At 60.5% G+C, this 17,801-nt stretch carries 10 protein-coding genes; 4 read left to right on the forward strand and 6 right to left on the reverse strand.

From position 1 onward, the window contains the following. Positions 1–3 precede the first annotated feature (3 nt). The 3 genes from ACXHRN_RS19665 (at position 4) to ACXHRN_RS19675 (ending at position 4,666) form a co-directional block, all read left to right on the forward strand. On the forward strand, positions 4–972 hold the full coding sequence (locus ACXHRN_RS19665; protein WP_488637990.1) for a DUF1839 family protein: 969 nt from the start codon (positions 4–6) through the stop codon (positions 970–972). 68 nt (positions 973–1,040) lie between these two features. Beyond that, complete coding sequence (locus ACXHRN_RS19670) at positions 1,041–3,509, forward strand: beta-mannosidase (RefSeq protein ID WP_488637991.1); 2,469 nt, start codon at positions 1,041–1,043, stop codon at positions 3,507–3,509. Between the two features lie 107 nt (positions 3,510–3,616). Beyond that, a complete protein-coding gene (locus tag ACXHRN_RS19675) occupies positions 3,617–4,666 on the forward strand; it encodes a glycoside hydrolase family 5 protein (protein ID WP_488637992.1) in 1,050 nt (349 codons plus the stop codon). A gap of 211 nt (positions 4,667–4,877) precedes the next feature. Here the strand turns inward: ACXHRN_RS19675 and ACXHRN_RS19680 are convergent, their stop codons facing one another. Both ACXHRN_RS19680 and ACXHRN_RS19685 read right to left on the reverse strand, forming a co-directional pair. Next, positions 4,878–6,149: a hypothetical protein gene (locus ACXHRN_RS19680; RefSeq protein WP_488637993.1), complete on the reverse strand. Its 1,272-nt coding sequence runs from the start codon at positions 6,147–6,149 to the stop codon at positions 4,878–4,880. Between the two features lie 16 nt (positions 6,150–6,165). Then, on the reverse strand, positions 6,166–8,061 hold the full coding sequence (locus ACXHRN_RS19685) for a GumC family protein (protein WP_488637994.1): 1,896 nt from the start codon (positions 8,059–8,061) through the stop codon (positions 6,166–6,168). 248 nt (positions 8,062–8,309) lie between these two features. Here ACXHRN_RS19685 and ACXHRN_RS19690 point away from each other — a divergent pair, with 248 nt between their 5' ends. After that, on the forward strand, positions 8,310–9,473 hold the full coding sequence (locus ACXHRN_RS19690) for a glycosyltransferase family 4 protein (protein ID WP_488637995.1): 1,164 nt from the start codon (positions 8,310–8,312) through the stop codon (positions 9,471–9,473). A 236-nt stretch (positions 9,474–9,709) separates the two neighbouring features. Here the strand turns inward: ACXHRN_RS19690 and ACXHRN_RS19695 are convergent, their stop codons facing one another. The 4 genes from ACXHRN_RS19695 to dnaK all read right to left on the reverse strand — a co-directional run bounded on the left by ACXHRN_RS19695 (position 9,710) and on the right by dnaK (position 17,603). Continuing rightward, positions 9,710–13,021, reverse strand: a complete 3,312-nt coding sequence (locus tag ACXHRN_RS19695) for an oligosaccharide flippase family protein (protein WP_488637996.1) — start codon at positions 13,019–13,021, stop codon at positions 9,710–9,712. Positions 13,022–13,050: 29 nt separating this feature from the next. Then, complete coding sequence (locus tag ACXHRN_RS19700) at positions 13,051–14,223, reverse strand: glycosyltransferase family 4 protein (RefSeq protein WP_488637997.1); 1,173 nt, start codon at positions 14,221–14,223, stop codon at positions 13,051–13,053. 172 nt (positions 14,224–14,395) lie between these two features. Further along, the gene (gene dnaJ / locus ACXHRN_RS19705) at positions 14,396–15,541 is read right to left on the reverse strand and encodes a molecular chaperone DnaJ (protein ID WP_488637998.1); all 1,146 of its coding nucleotides are present in this window, start codon (positions 15,539–15,541) and stop codon (positions 14,396–14,398) included. Between the two features lie 151 nt (positions 15,542–15,692). After that, positions 15,693–17,603, reverse strand: coding sequence for a molecular chaperone DnaK (gene dnaK, locus ACXHRN_RS19710; RefSeq protein WP_488637999.1), 1,911 nt, complete (start codon positions 17,601–17,603; stop codon positions 15,693–15,695). Between the last annotated feature and the right edge of the window lie 198 nt (positions 17,604–17,801).

A 17,801-nucleotide genomic window follows, 5' to 3' on the forward strand; every position in this document is an offset into this window, starting at 1 on the left:
GACATGTCAGCCGTATTTCCTCTTCTCGATGTCAGGGATTATCAGCCGCATGGCTTGCATAATCCCGAGCGGATCTGGCCGGAAACCAATTGCTATGTCGATCTCTGGATCGAGGTCCTGAACGCCAGGAACCTCGATCCCGAGGCGATGCTGGGTTTCACCATCACGCAGGATTTCGAGGGCGACCAGTTCACCTTCTTCAAGGTGCCGCTGGAAGATCTCGAAACGCTCTACGGCATCCGCGTGACGGAACTCGCCATCTTCGACAAGATCGAGGCCCATGTCGCCGAGCAGATCGCCCGCGGCCGCCTTTGCCTGGTCGAGATGGACAGTTTCTACATGCCCGACACGCAGGGCGTCGCCTATCGCACCGAGCATGGCAAGACGACGATCGGCATCAACAGGCTGTCGCTGGGCGACCGCGAGGTGGACTATTTCCACAATGGCGGTTTCTTCCAGCTTACGGGCGAGGATTTCGACGGCTTGTTCGGCAAGATGATCCCCGAGGGCGCGCCACCCTTCCTGCCCTATACCGAGTTTGCCAAGTTTCCGGAACAGGCCAGCGGTCCCGACGCCTTGCGGTCACGCGCCGAGGAATTGCTGGAACGCCATATCAGGCGGATGCCGGACGAAAATCCGGTGGCAGCCTTTGCCCGGTCGTTTCCAGCGCAGGCAGAAGCACTCGCCGAGCGGCCGTTCGAGTATTTCCACAAATATGCCTTCAACACGCTGAGGCAATTGGGCGCGAATTTCGAGCTTGCAGCCAGCCATTTCAAGTGGCTGTCGCCGGACGGCGAGATGGCGGCGGCCACAGAGGCTGCGCTTCAAATCGCCACCACCGCCAAGACAGCGCAGTTTCAGCTCGCTCGTGCGCTGACCCGCAAGAAGTTCGAACCGCTTGCTGTTGTGCTTGATCCGGCCGTGGAAGGGTGGGATCAAATGACGGGGATTCTGAAAAGTCGAATCAGCTGAGCCAAGCTCGGCCTTTCGCGGCATCCCCGAGCAATCGGGGGCAGCGTTTTCATGAGAGAAAGATCGGCATGAGCGCGAGATTGGCTGGGCTGGAAAAGAGGCGTTCTCTCGCTGGAGAATGGGCGCTCGTTGTTTCCGACGCGAACGTCTACGCCATGCCCGGCGATATCCCGGCCAATGCCCGGTCGATCCCCGCTCCGGTTCCGGGCACGGTCGCCGAAGCACTTGAAAAAGCAGGCAAGTTCGACCGCACCGATCCCGTTCCGCTCAACGATCGCGACTTCTGGTATCTCGCCGCCATAGAAGGTGAGCCCGCCGGCCCTGCCGGGCTGATCTTCGACGGCTTGGCCACCATAGCCGAGGTCTATCTCAATGGCGAGAGAATCCTTGAAAGCCGCAGCCAATTCATCAGCCATGAGGTGCCGGTGACTTTCACCGGCGACGATCAACTGGCGATCTGCTTTCGTGCGCTCAATCCACATCTTTCCGCCCAGGGACCCCGCGCCCGCTGGCGACCGCAGATGATCACGCCGCCCGGCATGCGGCTGGTGCGCTCCACATTGCTCGGCCATATGCCCGGCTGGTGCCCAGACGTGCATGCCGTCGGCCCATTCCGACCGATCCACATCGTTCGGTCAGGTGAGATACAGATCGACGATCTCACCATCCGCGCGGCACTCGATGCGGAGGGAAATGGCATCCTCGATATCTCCTTCGGCTTTTCGGGCAAGGCGCTCGACCTGAAGATCGCCTGCGGCGGACGCACGGTGCCGGTGACGATCGCCGAAGGGCGGCTGAATGCCCATCTCGCAATCCCGGATGTCCGGCCCTGGTGGCCGCATACGCATGGTGAGCCGACCCTGCATGCCGTCGCGCTCTTGGTGGATGGCGCAAGCCACGTGATCGGCCGCATCGGTTTCCGCAATATCTCGCTCGATCAGGGCGCCGACGGCAAGGGTTTTACCGTCGAGATCAACGCCGCACCGGTGTTTTGTCGTGGAGCAGTCTGGACCAATGCCGATATCGTCCGGCTGCCGGGCGCCCGCGAGGACTATCGGCCCTGGCTGGAAGCCGCGCGCGATGCCGGCATGAACATGATCCGCATCGGCGGCACCATGACCTATGAATCGCCCGAATTCTTCGACCTCTGCGACGAGTTCGGGCTGATGGTCTGGCAGGACTTCATGTTCGCCAATTTCGACTATCCGGTCTCCGATCCCGGCTTTGCCGATCTCGTGAAACAGGAGGCGGCGGATTTTCTGAAGTCGATTCAGGATTCGCCGTCGCTCACCGTGCTCTGCGGCGGATCGGAAATGTTCCAGCAGGCGGCGATGCTCGGACTGCCCCGCAAATTCTGGACTGGCCCGCTGACCGACCAGATCCTGCCAGATGCCTATGAAGCGCATCGGCCCGACGTGATCTATATTCCCAATTCGCCGTTTGGTGGCGCGATGCCGTTTTCGCCCAACGAGGCGGTCACCCACTATTACGGTGTCGGCGCCTATTGCCGGCCACTCGAGGACGCACGGCGCGCCGAGGTACGCTTCGCCGCCGAAAGCCTGGCCTTTGCTCATGTGCCGGAGCAGGTGACACTCGATGCGCATCTGCCGGTGCCGGCGGTTCATGATCCCAAATGGAAGGCGCGCGTGCCACGCGACCGCTCGGCATCCTGGGATTTCGAGGATATCCGTGAGCACTATTTCACCGAGCTCTACGGTTTCGATCCCTCCCGCCTAAGGCGAGAGGACCCGGCCCGCTATCTGGATTTCTCACGCGCCGTGACGGTGGAAGTCGTGGAAGCGACGTTTGCGGAATGGCGCCGACCGGGTTCGCCAACGTCCGGCGCGCTGGTCTGGACGCTACAGGACCTGCTGCCCGGCGCAGGCTGGGGCGTGATCGATTCCACCGGCCTGCCAAAGCCGGTCTGGCACGGGATGCGCCGCGCCTTCCGGCCCGTGCAGGTGGTGCTGAGTGACGAAGGCACTAACGGCCTTATGGTTCATGTCATCAATGAAAGCGGCGACGATCTTGCCTTGAAGCTTGAACTCAGCTGCCTGCGCGAGGGCGAAACGCCTGTCGTCTCCGGTTCGCGCGAGATTGAACTGCTGGCACGCGCATCCGACAGCTTTGCCGCCACCGACCTGTTCGGCGCATTCTTCGATACGACCTATGCTTTCCGGTTCGGCCCGCCCTCGCATGATGTCACTGTGGCGCGGCTCGTCGACGGAGAAACATCCGTCGAGATCGCCACGGCCTTTCATTTTCCGCGGGGGAGGATGGCGGCAATGCATTCGGCAAAGATCGAAGCGGCGCTGCGAGAGGAACGAGATGGCTATGTGCTCGACTTACGCACGGATCGCCTTGCGCAATCCGTCAGCCTCGCATTCGACGGCTGGGCTGTGAGCGACAACTGGTTTCATCTGTCGCCGGGGCTGACGAAGACTGTAAGGCTGTCCCCTATCCACAATGGATCGACGGCAGGCAAACCAGTCGGTACGGTGCGTCATCTTGGAGCGGCTCAAGTGGTTAACGTGTAAACCAGGGCAGAAGCGGGAAATTAACGCTTCTCATTTATTTTTCAGCATATTTCCGCTTCTCACCCGTCTCTGCTAAAAGCACCGCGTATCTGTCGATTGGAAACTGGATGAAGGTCGCCGCAAGAATAGCACTGGGGCTCGCGCTGACGGTGGCTGTCGTGTCAAATGCCAACGCCTCGACGCCCTGTTTTCGCGGCATAAATCTTTCCGGCGCGGAATTCGGAAAGCCCGGCGGCGTGATCCACAAGGATTACACCTGGCCGTCCGAGCAGACCGTCGCCTATTTCGCCTCCAAGGGCTTCGATACGGTGCGCCTGCCCTTCATGTGGGAACGCATGCAGCCCAAGCTGATGAAGCCGCTCGACGAGGACGAAGTCGACCGCCTCAAGGAAGCCGTCGAGATCATTCGCTCGCACCGCATGCGCGTCATCCTCGATCCGCACAATTACGCCCGCTACAACGATCAGGTCATCGGCAGCGAAGCCGTGCCGAGTGCGGCCTTCGGCGATTTCTGGACCCGGCTCGCCAAGCTCTATGCCAACGAGCAGGACGTCGTCTTCGGTCTGATGAACGAACCCTACCGGATGCCGATCACCCAGTGGCTGGATGCTGCCAACACCGCCACCGCCGCGATCCGCGGCGAAGCCGGTGCCAACAACCTGATCCTGGTGCCCGGCACCGCCTGGAGCGGCGCCCACAGCTGGATGAAGCCAATCGACGGCGAACCGAACGGCGTCGCCATGGCCCGTTTCGTCGATCCCGGCAAGAACTTCGCCTTCGAGGTGCATCAATATCTCGACTCCGATTCGTCCGGCACCACGGAGGACTGCTCCGGCGCCGACAACGCCGTCGATGCTATCAAGAGCTTTACGGCGTGGCTGAAGGAGCATGGCTTCCGCGGCTTCCTCGGCGAATTCGGCGCGCCGGCCGGCAAGGTCCGCTGCATCGACGCTATCAAGAGCATGGTCGAGGTGACGGAAGCCAACAAGGATGTCTGGACGGGCTGGACCTACTGGGTCGCCGGCGACTGGTGGCCCGCCAGCGAGCCAATGAACATCCAGCCAACACCCGAGGGCGACCGCCCGCAGCTCAAGGCGTTGGAGCCAACGCTTGCGGATTTTTCGGCTGAGGGAAAGGACTGTCCGTCGCTGAATTGAGCGATATCGGCGCTGTGTCACTTGCGTTGACCACCCCCTCATCCGGCCCTTCGGGCCACCTTCTCCCCGCTGGGGAGAAGAGGGATACCGCCGCAGCCGCGACACAGGTCTTTTAATACCAACATTTGGCAGACGACATTAGCGGATGTGTCTTCTCCCCAGCGGGGAGAAGGTGGCGCGTAGCGCCGGATGAGGGGGCGCTTGCCTTCGACTACTGAGCTTCCGCGTCCTTCTTCCCAAACATCCGCGCCCACCATCCCTTACTGTCCGGAAAATCCACCGCGCTTGCCGTGCCGAGCAGGAAGAACATCAGTGCGGCTGTCTTCACCGAATAGAACGAATTGGAGATGATCAGGATCAGCAAGAGATAGATGATCATCATCGAATGGAATTGCCAGGCGCGCGCACTCTTGAACGGCAGCATCACGAATGTGGCCCAGAGGCCGACGAATCCCCAGATTCCGAATTTGGTCAGCGTATAGGCAAAACCGGAGTCGGCGGTGAACTTGTCATAGGCCTCGTAGCCGAAGACGACGCCCATCGGCAGGCTGGTCATGATATGTGCGGTCGAGGCGAACCGGCCGGCGATGTCGTTGGGTCCGCTATTGGTGCCGGTGATCAGGCCGTAAGCCGCAAAGATCGACAGCGACAGGAAGGGCATGACCAGCCAGACCGGTCGCGGGATGAAGCGGAAGAACGGGCCGAGGATAGTCATCATGATGCAGGTGGAGAGGCCAAACCGCGCATCAGCGAAGGTGATCAGCGTCAGCGCCGCGATCATCAGGAACCAGCGATATTTGAACTCCCGGCGGAACAGGCCCCAAGCATAGAGGATGGCGCCGAAATTGCCCATCGACACCGGTTCGAGAAAGACCGAGGAGACGCGCTGCTGGCCGAGGAAGGGCAGCAGCGTTCTCGGCTCGGGGCGATTGCCCGAAATGAACAGACCCCTGGTCGCGCCATAGCTTTCCTGCAGGGTCACGGTGCCGCGCGAGATGTAGTAGCCCAGCACGTTGAACCAATCGAGATAGATCTCGAGCAGGAAATATTCGAAAAAGGCGAAGACCAGCGCAATGATCGCCGAGATCAGCGCCAGCTTGTCGGCCAGTCTGATATCCTTGATGCGCGAGCCCAGCGCGTAGAAGATCACAGGATTGAGGACGTCGCGGATCGCCTTGATATCGTTCTCGTGGCGAAGCTGGAACAGCAGGATCATGTAGGTCAGGAAGATCGCCAGGAACAGGTAGAGCCCTGCCCTTCGATCCATCGCGGCGAGAAATGCCGTGCCCGTCACCGCCATTTCCATCAGCATCACATGCGTGTCGCTGATGCCCATCACCCGCGTGTTGACGAAGCAGAGGAAGAGATTGAACGTCAGGCCACCAAGCACCGAGGTGATGGCCGCAAACCGCAGGAAGCCGGCGAGTGAGCTATTATTCGTCTCCGGCTTGGTCTCGGCGTAGTTTTCGTAAGTCAGCGCCATCTGATCACCCCGTGCCTTAGGCGGCGCTGCCGACGATCAATGTTCCGAGCATGCGGTCCTTGAAGGGATCGAGCGATTTGACGAAACGATCGATCTTCTTCTCGCCGTCGCTGTCGTCAGCCAGCACCAGGATGCCATTGGCCTCAGCGAGCAACTCGGCGAGATAGCGCTTGGCCGCGTGGCCGCGCGCATCGATGATCACGTAGTCGGCCTTCTTGTGGCGGTGGGCGAAATTGCGGAAGGTCGGGCCGCTGCGATCGGTTACCCGGCTCGGGGTCGGCGAGAGCCTGATGAATTTCAGGATGTCGCCAAGCACCGCATCGGCGGCTTCGTTGCGATCGCTGATACCGGCGCCCTCGCCCGAGGAGTAAAGCACATCCTTGGAATGGCGATAGAGCGCATTGGCAATCTGTGGAAGAATGTTCGGCGACGAATTGTCGTTGTCGGGCGACAGCAGAATGATAGTCGAGGTTTCCGAGGGCCGGTGCATTTCCAGCAGCTTGTCCACCGCATTGGAAACGCCGCGCATCGGCGCCAGGCGCGGCTGATTGGCGGCAGCAAGCGGCGTCGCTATTGTCTCATCCTCGACGTCAGTGCCTTCGGCTGTCGGCCGGGTGAGCATGCGTCCCGCGAGTTCGCGGAGCACGGCGATGCCGCTTCCAGCCGCGACACCGAACAGGGTGGCAGCGATGATGATCATCAGCTTGGCAAGCATCGACGAGGAGCCGACACCGATCGCCTTGGAGATAATGCGGGAATTGTTGATGTTGACGGTGTCGCGCTGGCCGAGTTCCTGCGAGCGGGAGAGGAACGCCTTGTAGAGCGCTCGCAGCGTGTCGACTTCGCTTTGCAATTCACGCGCCTTGATACCCGCCTCCGACGTGTCGAGGCTGGATTTTGTGAGTTCCGTCAGCCGGCTTTCGAGCGACTTAACACTGGATTCGCTACGCTCCATGCCGCTTTGCAGCGACTGGCGGATACGGGCGATTTCCTGCTCAATCGACAGGCGCATGGCCGCAACCTGAGAACGCGCAGCCTTCATCTGTGGATGGTTGGCGCCAAGCGCGGAGGAAAGCTCGTTCATGTTGGCGACAAGGTCGGCGTAGCGGGCACGCATGCTGCCGAGTGCAGTCGAAGCCAGTGCTTCTGGGATTGCGCCATCCATGACCGAGCCGGCGGTCAGCGAACGGGCCTGCTCATAACTGGCACGCTTGATGCCAAGATCGGTGCGGGCGGCGATGAGCTGCTTGTTGACGCCCTCGACCTGCTGGTCGATCACCAGGCCCTGCTGGCCGGTCGAGACGAGGTCGTGTGCGGCCTTGAAGGCTTCGAGTTCGGTTTCGGCCTTGCGGACGCGGGCGGCGAGCGCGGTCGCCTGCATTTCGAAGGCACCGCTGGCGCGATTGGATGCATCGCTACGGGCTTCGTGAATCTTCTTCAAGTAGACTGCAGCAATGGTGTTGACGATCTCAGCGCCCTTGGCTGGGTCGACATGCTTGAAGGTCATGTCGAGGATGAAGGACTGGCCGGCGCGTTCGATCGTCAGATGTTTCTGGATGGCCGTGATCGTTGCTGCCTTGGCGAGGTCCTTCGGCAGCTTGCCCCTGTAGAGGAACGTATCCTTTGTCAGGTCGAGCTTGTCGACGACATCCGAGAGGATTTCGCTCGACTGCATCACATAGATCTGGCTTTCGAGGATCGCGCTGTCTTGATTTTGCGCCGCGATTTGCGGCACGAGATCGCTTTGTTCGGCGACCAGGCCTTGCGTATCAAGAAAGATTTCGGCGGTCACCGGAACGGTCGGCTTGACCACGACGACATAGGCTGCGGCGAGGCCGACAAACGCCAGCATCGGCACCAGGACATAGATCCAGCGCTTCCTCAATATGCCTGGCAGCTGAAAGACATCCATTCGCGGGCCCTGCGGTCAAATCGTTCTTGAATTCTTCTGGTACGACCGAGCGCTTCGGAGGTCGTACGTTTCGGCCTCAATGTTGCAGATCATGGTTAATACGAGATGAATTTATGCCTCCCTAGAACACCGAAAACCGAATTCCGTCCGACGGTTACGGAGGGAACTAAACGGCTTTTTAACGGGCTCTGGCGCATGATCGTCGAGCGAAAAGTGCAATATTTGCGCGCCAGCCAGCCGGGATTTTCATGGACACGACAGTTGACCGCAATTCGGCCGCGACGCCCGATATCCAAAAGGCACCGCTGATCGTGCATGTCGTGCGCCAGTTCCACCCCAATAAGGGAGGACTGGAGGACGTCGTGCTCAATCTCGCGCGCCGCGCCGTCGAGCGCGGCTATCGCGTGCGCGTCGTAACGCTCAACTCGCTGTTTTCCGATCCGGAGCTCGTGCTTGCCGACCGGGAGTTCATGTCCGGCATCCAGATCATCAGGATACCCTGGCACGGCTCGAGCCGTTATCCAGTGGCGCCGTCGGTTCTGAAATATATCGGCGATGCAGACCTCGTACATGTGCACGCCGTGGATTTCTTCTTCGATTTCCTGGCGCTGACCAGACCCATTCACCGCCGCAAGATGATCGCCACCACCCATGGCGGATTCTTCCACACAAGGCGTTTCGCGGCGATCAAGGCCCTATGGTTCAAGACTTTGACTCGGTTTTCGGCCAGCCGCTACACGCGGCTCGTCGGCTGCAGCGCGTCGGACATGGAGACATTCACTCCGATCGCCGGGTCCAATCTCAGCCTGATCGGCAATGGGGCAGATACGGGGAAATTTCACAACCTCGCCGCGCGCATGCCGACCAAACGGCTGATCACCATCGGCCGGTTCTCGATCAACAAGCGGCTCGACAACTTGATATCAACAATGCAGGCGCTGGTCGCGCGCGATGCGGCCTGGCATCTGGATATTGTCGGCGTGGGATCGGATCTGTCTAAGGATGATGTCGAGCGGCTGATTACCGAGCGCGGGCTTGGCAATCACATCAGCCTGCATGTCGGGCTGCCCAATGAGCAGATAGGTGCGATCATTGGTCAGTCCAGCCTATTTGTCTCGGCTTCGGAATATGAAGGCTTCGGCCTTGTCGCCATCGAGGCGATGAGTGCAGGACTGCTGCCTGTACTGCAGGACAACGACGCCTATCGCGCGCTTGCCGGCAAGCATGAGATATTGGCGCTCACGGATTTTGCGGCGACGGAACGAGCCGCCGAAGCCATCATCCGCGCTTACGCGGTGCTCGCGGTTGATGCCGTTGGTTTGCGTACCGGACTGATGTCGGAGGCCGAGGCCTACTCCTGGGACAGCGTCGCGGAGAGTTATTTCAGGCTTTATGAGAAGGTGCTGGCGTAGCGTTCGCCTCGATTGGCGGCTGATCCCGGTCACCCCCTCATCCGGCGCGACGCGCCACCTTCTCCCCAAGGGGAGAAGAGGAAAGCTACCGTCGTCACCTGTCTCAACGTGCAATGGCGATGGCTCAGCGGGCCAATTTCATCGTGCGATAATAGCGAACTCCCTCTTCTCCCCTTGGGGAGAAGGTGGCCGAAGGCCGGATGAGGGGGCCGCCTACACTAACGACCACGAAACCCTCAAGCCCTCTTAGCCAGTTTGAAGATCTCGTCGAACAACCGATGCCTAGCGCGCAGCGGCGTCAGGTTGTGATCGGTCTCGGGCATCATGATCAGTTCGACATTGTCGTAGCGCGACAGCCTCTCTCCGTTGGCGCCGAAGTGGAAGTAGAGATGCTCCAGCCCGACATCGCGCTCGCTGTAGATCACCGTCAACGGGATCTTGCTTTGCTGGTAGTGGGCAAACGAACGCTTCACTTCCCTGGCAACCGTGCGGCGACCGGGCAGATGCATCAGCAGCGGTGCAATCCTGAATGACAGCCGGCGGCTCATCGCCACGATCATGTTGCGCAACGCGGCCTTTATGTTGACCTGGCCGGAGGACAGCCGCTTCAGTGTCTCCATTCGCGCGAAGCGCTTGCCGTAGTCTTCGAGGCTACGCGGCACAATGGAGATGTCCTCGGGCACCTTTTCCAGCGGATTCCAGTAGAACACGAATGGATTGACGGCAACCACAGCGGAAAGCCGCTTGTCGGCAAGCCCGGTGCGGAAGGCGACGTAGCCGCCGCTGCAGCGACCGGCCACCATCAATGGGCCGGGTTGGTGCGCCTCCAGCACATCGAGCGCATCGATGGCGTCGCGGTTCTGGGATTCGTTATAGAGCACCCGTTCCGGCGCCTGCGGATGTGGTGGGCTGTCGGCGATGTTGGCGGAGTCGTAGCGCATCGAAGCGATGCCCTTGCGGGCAAGCTCGCGCGCCAGGTTGACCGCTGTGCCGCCCCAGCCGGAATGACGATCATAGGCGGTGGTTAGCAGCAAGACAGAAGCGCCGGTGGTCGGGCCGCCATCCGGCGTTGCGACGATGCCGACGAGATTATTATGAGCGCCGAAGCGCACCGGGTATTCGCGATATCCTTCGCCGTGGAGGAATTGATCCGCAGCCGGACGCTCCGAATCCTGCGACGAGAGGCCGGAAGTTGCCAACGCAACAGTCCAGTCGATCAGCATGTCCATCATCTCGACCGGTTCGCGGGCGGTCAGCGGCATGGTCATCAGCTCTTCGTAGCCATGATATTCCTTCTGGCTCGCATCGGTACCGGCGGCGATCAAGGCACCGACGAACTCGGTATCCGCTGATTTGACCGGGCGCTCAACGATCAGATAATGCGCAGCGGCGGGCGCCTGCGGGCCGGAATAATTGATCGTCTTGATTTCGGCGGCGATCTCTTCGGGCATGCGGAGGCCTGCGACCGAGACACCCGTCATGTCACGTTCGGCATCGTTGAGGCCGAGATCCTCGTAGATGAACTTGGCGCGGAAGGCGACTTCGCGCAGATAGCTTCGTCCGTTCAGCACCGGAGCCAGCATGGCGATGGCCTCGACACCGCCGATCCGCTGGGCGACGCGGTGAGCAAGCGTCGCGCCAATGCCCTGCCCCACCAGCACGATGCGCTTGGCATGGCTCAACGTCTTGAGTTCTTCGGCGGCCTTGAGGACTGCATCCTCCCAGACGGCGAGGCCAGCGCTGAAATCAGTGCCGTCGATCGCGTCGCCCGTGCCGGGATAGTCGAAGCGCAGGCTCGGAATACCACGTTGCGCGTAACGCTCTGCCAGGATGCGATAGGATTTGCGGACGCACATCTCGTCATAGCCCCAGGGACCAAGCAGCAGGACGGCAACGTCCCTCTTCTCCGCATCGGAGTCCTCAGGCAGGAAATGACCGATCGTGCCGGCGAACACGACGGGAAGTGCTGCCTCGCGGCCCGCACCTTCCACCGTCATGGCAGCCACATCGGCGGAAAAGTTATCCGCAAGGCCATCATCGGAATGAGGCGTTATGAAATTGACGATGGCCATGCCGATCCCGCGGAAGCGGCCCGGCACGCGTTCTGCATATTGGCGCATCAATCCGGCATCCTCGCCGGGCACGGCACGAAACAGGCGCAGCGCTGGAATGTAGACGACCGCACCGGCGACGACTGCCAGCACCAGACCGATCGCACCGCCATGCAGTTGCAGCACGCCGAAGGCGGCCAGCCCGCATGCAAGCGAGGCAAATCCCACCTTGATCAGCGTGACGTAAAGGCTGCGGAATGCAGGCCCGAACGACAGCATCCTGATGATCATCGCGCACATGGCGATGAAGACGATGATGCGCGTCGCCGCGGCCCCCTCGCCGCCGAAGTGCGGAACCAGCGCCAGGCAACCACCGACCATGATGACGCCGGCCAGCAGGCCAATCCAAAGACGTTCCTTGGCGCGATCCTGCGACAGCAGATAGAGGCTGAGCGTCTGCATGAAGGCAGCACCGGGAGCGGCAAGCGCCAGCAACGCGACCATCAATCCGGCTTCGCGGAAAGGCTCGCCAAACACAGCGGTGACCAGCTCCTGCGAGATCGCCGCCAGTCCGATGCTCATCGGCAGAGTTATGTAGGACAGACTGCGCGTGACGCCGGCGATGACATCGGCCGACAGACCGCCGCCGCCGCTTTCGTGGCGTCGCTCTGAATAATAAGGCAGCAGGCTGCCGGTCAGTTGGATCGGCACCTGCAGCGCCATATTGGCGATCGACAGGCCTACCGCGTAAAAACCAACCATCTTCACCGACCAGAACTGCTGCAGGAACAGCAGCTCGACGCGGTTGAGGAAGATAGCCTCGACGATGAATTCCAGCGAGATGAACAGAGACGAGGTGGTTAGATAGGTTTTAGGCACATCGCACCAGTCGCGATGCGAGAAGATGATCGGCGCGGTGGCGACGAACAGCACCAATTGCCCAAGGGCATAGCCGACCAGGGCGCCCTGGACGCCATAATAGATGGCACCCAGCAACACGCCTGCCATCTGCACCACTGAAACAAGCACCGTGAGCTTGAAGAAGCTGCCGAGGCGCTTTTCGCCAATCAGGTAGAATTTCGAGAACGAGCCGATGGCCTGAATGACGAACAGTACCCCGGTGACCAGCGCCACCGTCGGCGCGGTCGAGGCCCAGTGAAATCTCTCTGATGTCAGGAAGAAGGCCGCATAGAGCGCCAGCAGCACGAATGTGGCATAGAGAGTCGGTGTGATCAGGATAGCCGCGAAGCCCTTGCGGCGATGCTCGCTATATCCGTCCGCCTTGAGCTGCGGCAACATCTTGAGCAGCAACACGCTGGAGCCAAGTTCGGCGATCGACGCGCCCGAAACCACCAGCCACAGCGAAAACGCGATGATGCCGTTGGCCTCAGGCCCCAGCAATCGTGCGGTGATGATTGCCGACGCAAAGCCCGTGACCAGCAGCATCAGCCCGGCCAGCGCATTGACGATCGAATTTGCAACAATCCCGTTTGCCATTCATCCGCTCTTCTTGTTGTTCTTCTTGCTCATGCCGCGCGCGCCAGCTGGGCCAACGCCTTGCCATAGGTGCGGTCGGCGAGATAGCGCAGGAGGTAATCCTTCGCACGCGCCGCCCTTGTTCTGGCCAGCTCCGCTGATGCCGCAATCTCGGTGAGCTGGCGTGCCGCATGCGCAGCATCCGCATCCGCCCAGACGGCGTCGGAAAGCCCGACAAACTCCGGATGACTATCGACCACCGGGATCAATGCGTAATCGGTGTTCCAGACATTGTCCGGATCGCAGAAATCCACCGTTCCGGACCAGTTGGTCGAGACGACCGGAGTTCCAGCCAGGATCGCCTCGGCTACGGTCAACCCGAAGCCCTCCGAGCGGTGCAGCGAGATGTAGGCGTCGGATGCGGCAATGATGCCATTGACGTGCGACGACGGCATCAGGTCGGTGACGATTTTGACGTTGCCGATCTCCCTTGCCTGGGCGATCAGGGCACGGAGGCCTTCGTCGCGATCTGGATTGCCATTGGCCTTCATCAGCAGATGGGCGTGGGGATAATCTTTCGCGAAGGCACGGAATGCCGTGAGCACCGCCTGCGGGTTCTTGCGATTGATCGAGGAGCCGGCGCTGAAAATGGTGCTGACGAGAAAGGCGTCCTCCGGAATGCCGAATTTTTGGCGCATGCCCGGCGCAGCCGATTTTTCCGCTACGGGATGTGGAACGACGACGACGGGGATCGAGGTGTTCCTGGCGATGGCCGCACGGGTGAATTCCGAAGGCACAAAAACAGCATTCATGTAGCGCAGGCCGCGCTTCCATTCGTCGGGGATCACTTCGAGTTCCCAGGCCCAATAGCCGATGTTGAACGTCCGGTTGAAGTTGCCCAAGCCCACTTTGAGAATGCCGCGCGGCAACATCGGCGGATTGAGATGCAGGATGCGGCTGGCAGGCTCAACGGATGCCTGCTTTGGCCACGTCCATTCAACGTCGCGCTTTTCTTCGGGATGGGTGCTGACATCGAGGATCTTGAGCTGGATGCCATCATCGGCCAGTGCGTCGGCGCAAAGGCGGGCGGATTCGCCAATCCCTGCTGTCATCGAGAAGTAGCCATCGACTTCCACAGGGCGGGCAGAATCGAAGTCCGCCCGCGAACGGGGGATCACCCGCTGCAGCACATGGCTTCGGAACATCCGGTAATACTGGCGCACCTTCAAAGCTTCCCTAATTGATCAGGTTCAGGAATAGCCAAGAGATATTATGGAAATCTGAAATTGCGAGGTGCGGACCGTCGATGTGCCGGATTGATAAAATCATCCTCAAGAAACTATAAACGCCCGCTTCGGGAGAAACGGGCGTCCAGAGATTCAATGTGGTGACAGATCAGTCGCTCAGCGTGTCGAAGAAGTCCTTCATCTTGGCGAAGAAACCGGTCGATTCCGGGTTGTTTTCCTTCGACGAGATCTTCTGGAACTCATCCAGCAACTCGCGCTGACGCTTGGTCAGCTTCTGCGGCGTCTCGACCGCGATCTGCACATAGAGATCGCCGGTCTGGTGCGAGCGCAGCACCGGCATGCCCTTGCCCTTGAGGCGGAACTGCTTGCCGGTCGGCGTGCCCTCCGGCACCGTCACCCGCGACTTGGTGCCATCGAGCGTCGAGATCTCGAATTTGCCGCCGAGGGCCGCCGTCACCATCGGGATCGTGACCATGCAATAGAGGTCAGCACCATCACGCTTGTAGAAGGAATGCGGGCGGACCGACATGAAGATGTAGAGGTCACCCGACGGGCCACCGCGCAAGCCGGCCTCGCCCTCGCCTTGCAGGCGAATGCGCGTGCCGTCCTCGATGCCTTCCGGGATATTGACCTGGAGCGAACGCTCCTCGGTCACCCGGCCCTGGCCGTGGCACTTGGTGCAAGGATCGGAAATCGTCTGGCCCTTGCCCTGACAGGTCGGGCAGGTGCGTTCGATCGAGAAGAAGCCCTGCGTCGCGCGCACCCGGCCCGAACCATGGCAGGTCGCACAGGTCGTAGGCTTGGTGCCGGGCTTGGCGCCCGAGCCATGACACAGGTCACAGGTGATCGACGAAGGAACCCGGATCTGCGCGACCTTACCGCTAAATGCTTCCTCGAGCGAGATTTCCATGTTGTAGCGCAGGTCTTCACCGCGCTCGCGGCCCTGCGACTGCGCTCCACCACCGCGGCGACGGCCGCCCATCATCTCGCCGAAAATGTCTTCGAAAATGTCGGAGAAACCGCCAGCGGCTCCCGAGAAACCTGCACCCGGCCCGCCGGGACCGCCCTGCTCAAACGCTGCATGACCGAAACGATCATAGGCCGCGCGCTTCTGGGGATCCTTCAGCGTCTCATAGGCTTCGTTGAGTTCCTTGAATTTCACTTCGGCGGTATGATCACCCGGATTCTTGTCGGGGTGCCACTTCATGGCGAGCTTGCGGAAGGCAGCCTTGAGCTCCTTTTCATCCGCCGTCTTGCCGACACCGAGCGTTTCATAAAAATCGGGTTTTGCCATTTTTTGCTATACCAGCCGTACCGGCGCTCTACACATGAATATGGTGTCCAACCTCTCTTCCGATTTCGTCGGATCATTTCCTGCAAGGCATGAAAGGGTGGTCAATCGAGAAGGCCTGCAAGCGAGCTTGCAGGCCTTTTTTCCGATCAGCTTAGGCCGACTTTTTCTTGTCGTCGCTGACGTCTTCGAAGTCGGCGTCGACGATGTTGTCGTCGGCGTCAGCAGCTTCGGCGCCCGCGCCGCCATCGGCAGCCTGGGCTTCATACATCGCCTGGCCGAGCTTCATGGAGGCTTCGAGAAGCGCCTGGGTCTTGGCCTTGATGTCTTCGGCATCGGCGTCTTCCGATGCGGTCGCAGCTTTCAGCGTTTCGATCGCAGCGGAGATCGCCGTGCGGTCGTCTTCGGTCACCTTGTCGCCGAAGTCCTTGAGGGACTTTTCGGTCGAGTGGATCAGGCTTTCGGCCTGGTTGCGGGCCTCGACGCTTTCGCGGCGCTTCTTGTCGCCTTCAGCATTGGCTTCGGCGTCCTTGACCATCTTTTCGATGTCGGCGTCGGAGAGACCACCAGAAGCCTGGATGCGGATCTGGTGTTCCTTGCCGGTGCCCTTGTCCTTGGCCGAAACCTGGACGATGCCGTTGGCGTCGATATCGAAGGTGACTTCGATCTGCGGAACGCCGCGCGGTGCCGGCGGAATGCCGACGAGGTCGAACTGGCCGAGCAGCTTGTTGTCCTGGGCCATTTCGCGCTCGCCCTGGGCGACGCGGATGGTGACGGCCTGCTGTGCATCTTCGGCGGTCGAGAAGACCTGGCTCTTCTTGGTCGGGATCGTCGTGTTGCGATCGATCAGGCGGGTGAAGACGCCACCGAGCGTTTCGATGCCGAGCGACAGCGGGGTCACGTCGAGAAGCAGCACGTCCTTGACGTCGCCCTGCAGAACGCCGGCCTGGATGGCGGCGCCCATGGCGACCACTTCATCCGGGTTGACGCCCTTGTGGGGTTCCTTGCCGAACAGCTGCTTGACGACTTCCTGGACCTTGGGCATGCGGCTCATGCCGCCGACCAGAACCACTTCGTCGATTTCGGCTGCCGAGACGCCGGCATCCTTGAGCGCTGCCTTGCAGGGAGCGACCGTGCGCTGCACGAGATCGTCCACCAGACTTTCGAACTTGGCGCGGGTCAGCTTCATCGTCAGATGCTTCGGACCGGTCGCATCGGCGGTGATGAACGGCAGGTTGATTTCGGTCTGCTGCGAGGACGACAGTTCGATCTTGGCCTTTTCAGCAGCTTCCTTGAGGCGCTGCAGGGCAAGCTTGTCGTTCTTGAGCTCGATGCCCTGCTCCTTCTTGAACTCGGCTGCGAGATATTCGACGAGACGCATGTCGAAGTCTTCACCACCGAGGAAGGTGTCGCCGTTGGTCGACTTCACTTCGAAGACGCCGTCGCCGATTTCGAGAACCGAGATATCGAAGGTACCACCACCCAGGTCATAGACAGCGATCGTCTTGCCTTCGCGCTTGTCCATGCCGTAGGCAAGGGCAGCAGCAGTCGGCTCGTTGATGATGCGCAGGACTTCGAGACCGGCGATCTTGCCGGCGTCCTTGGTGGCCTGACGCTGGGCGTCATTGAAGTAAGCCGGAACGGTGATGACGGCCTTTTCGACCTTTTCGCCGAGATAGGCTTCCGCGGTTTCCTTCATCTTCTGCAGGATCATGGCAGAGATCTGCGAAGGGGAATAACCGGTGCCGCGGGCTTCCACCCAGGCATCGCCGTTGCCGGCCTTGACGATCTTGTAGGGGACGAGACCCTTGTCCTTTTCGACGGTCGGGTCTTCAAAGCGGCGGCCGATGAGGCGCTTGACCGCAAAAACTGTATTTTCGGGATTGGTAACAGCCTGGCGCTTGGCCGGCTGACCGACAAGGCGCTCGCCTTCTTCGGTGAAGGCCACCATCGACGGCGTGGTACGTGCGCCTTCGGAGTTTTCGATTACCTTGGCGTCTTTACCATCCATGATGGCGACGCAGGAGTTGGTGGTTCCAAGGTCGATACCAATTACTTTTGCCATTTTCACTTCTCTCCTTTTAGCAGGCTGCAGGGACCCTATCGTCAGGCATTCCCGCGCAACCCCTCTGGAATGGGTTCATTGCGATTGTCCGGGCATCATCTGCCCATGCTCATGCCGGGTATATAAGGAGGCAATTTTGCCTCTGCAAGGCGTTATTGCAGCCCAAACCCCTCAAAATTCATTGTTTGCTACAAGAAA

The organism is Shinella sp. OV683, from assembly GCF_057787725.1.

Excerpts from the sequence above, each read along its gene's own strand:
- ACXHRN_RS19665 (WP_488637990.1), top strand. The coding sequence starts at position 4 with ATGTCAGCCGTATTTCCTCTTCTCGATGTCAGGGATTATCAGCCGCAT.
- ACXHRN_RS19670 (WP_488637991.1), top strand. The coding sequence starts at position 1,041 with ATGAGCGCGAGATTGGCTGGGCTGGAAAAGAGGCGTTCTCTCGCTGGA.
- ACXHRN_RS19675 (WP_488637992.1), top strand. The coding sequence starts at position 3,617 with ATGAAGGTCGCCGCAAGAATAGCACTGGGGCTCGCGCTGACGGTGGCT.
- ACXHRN_RS19680 (WP_488637993.1), bottom strand. The coding sequence starts at position 6,149 with ATGGCGCTGACTTACGAAAACTACGCCGAGACCAAGCCGGAGACGAAT.
- ACXHRN_RS19685 (WP_488637994.1), bottom strand. The coding sequence starts at position 8,061 with ATGGATGTCTTTCAGCTGCCAGGCATATTGAGGAAGCGCTGGATCTAT.
- ACXHRN_RS19690 (WP_488637995.1), top strand. The coding sequence starts at position 8,310 with ATGGACACGACAGTTGACCGCAATTCGGCCGCGACGCCCGATATCCAA.
- ACXHRN_RS19695 (WP_488637996.1), bottom strand. The coding sequence starts at position 13,021 with ATGGCAAACGGGATTGTTGCAAATTCGATCGTCAATGCGCTGGCCGGG.
- dnaJ (WP_488637998.1), bottom strand. The coding sequence starts at position 15,541 with ATGGCAAAACCCGATTTTTATGAAACGCTCGGTGTCGGCAAGACGGCG.
- dnaK (WP_488637999.1), bottom strand. The coding sequence starts at position 17,603 with ATGGCAAAAGTAATTGGTATCGACCTTGGAACCACCAACTCCTGCGTC.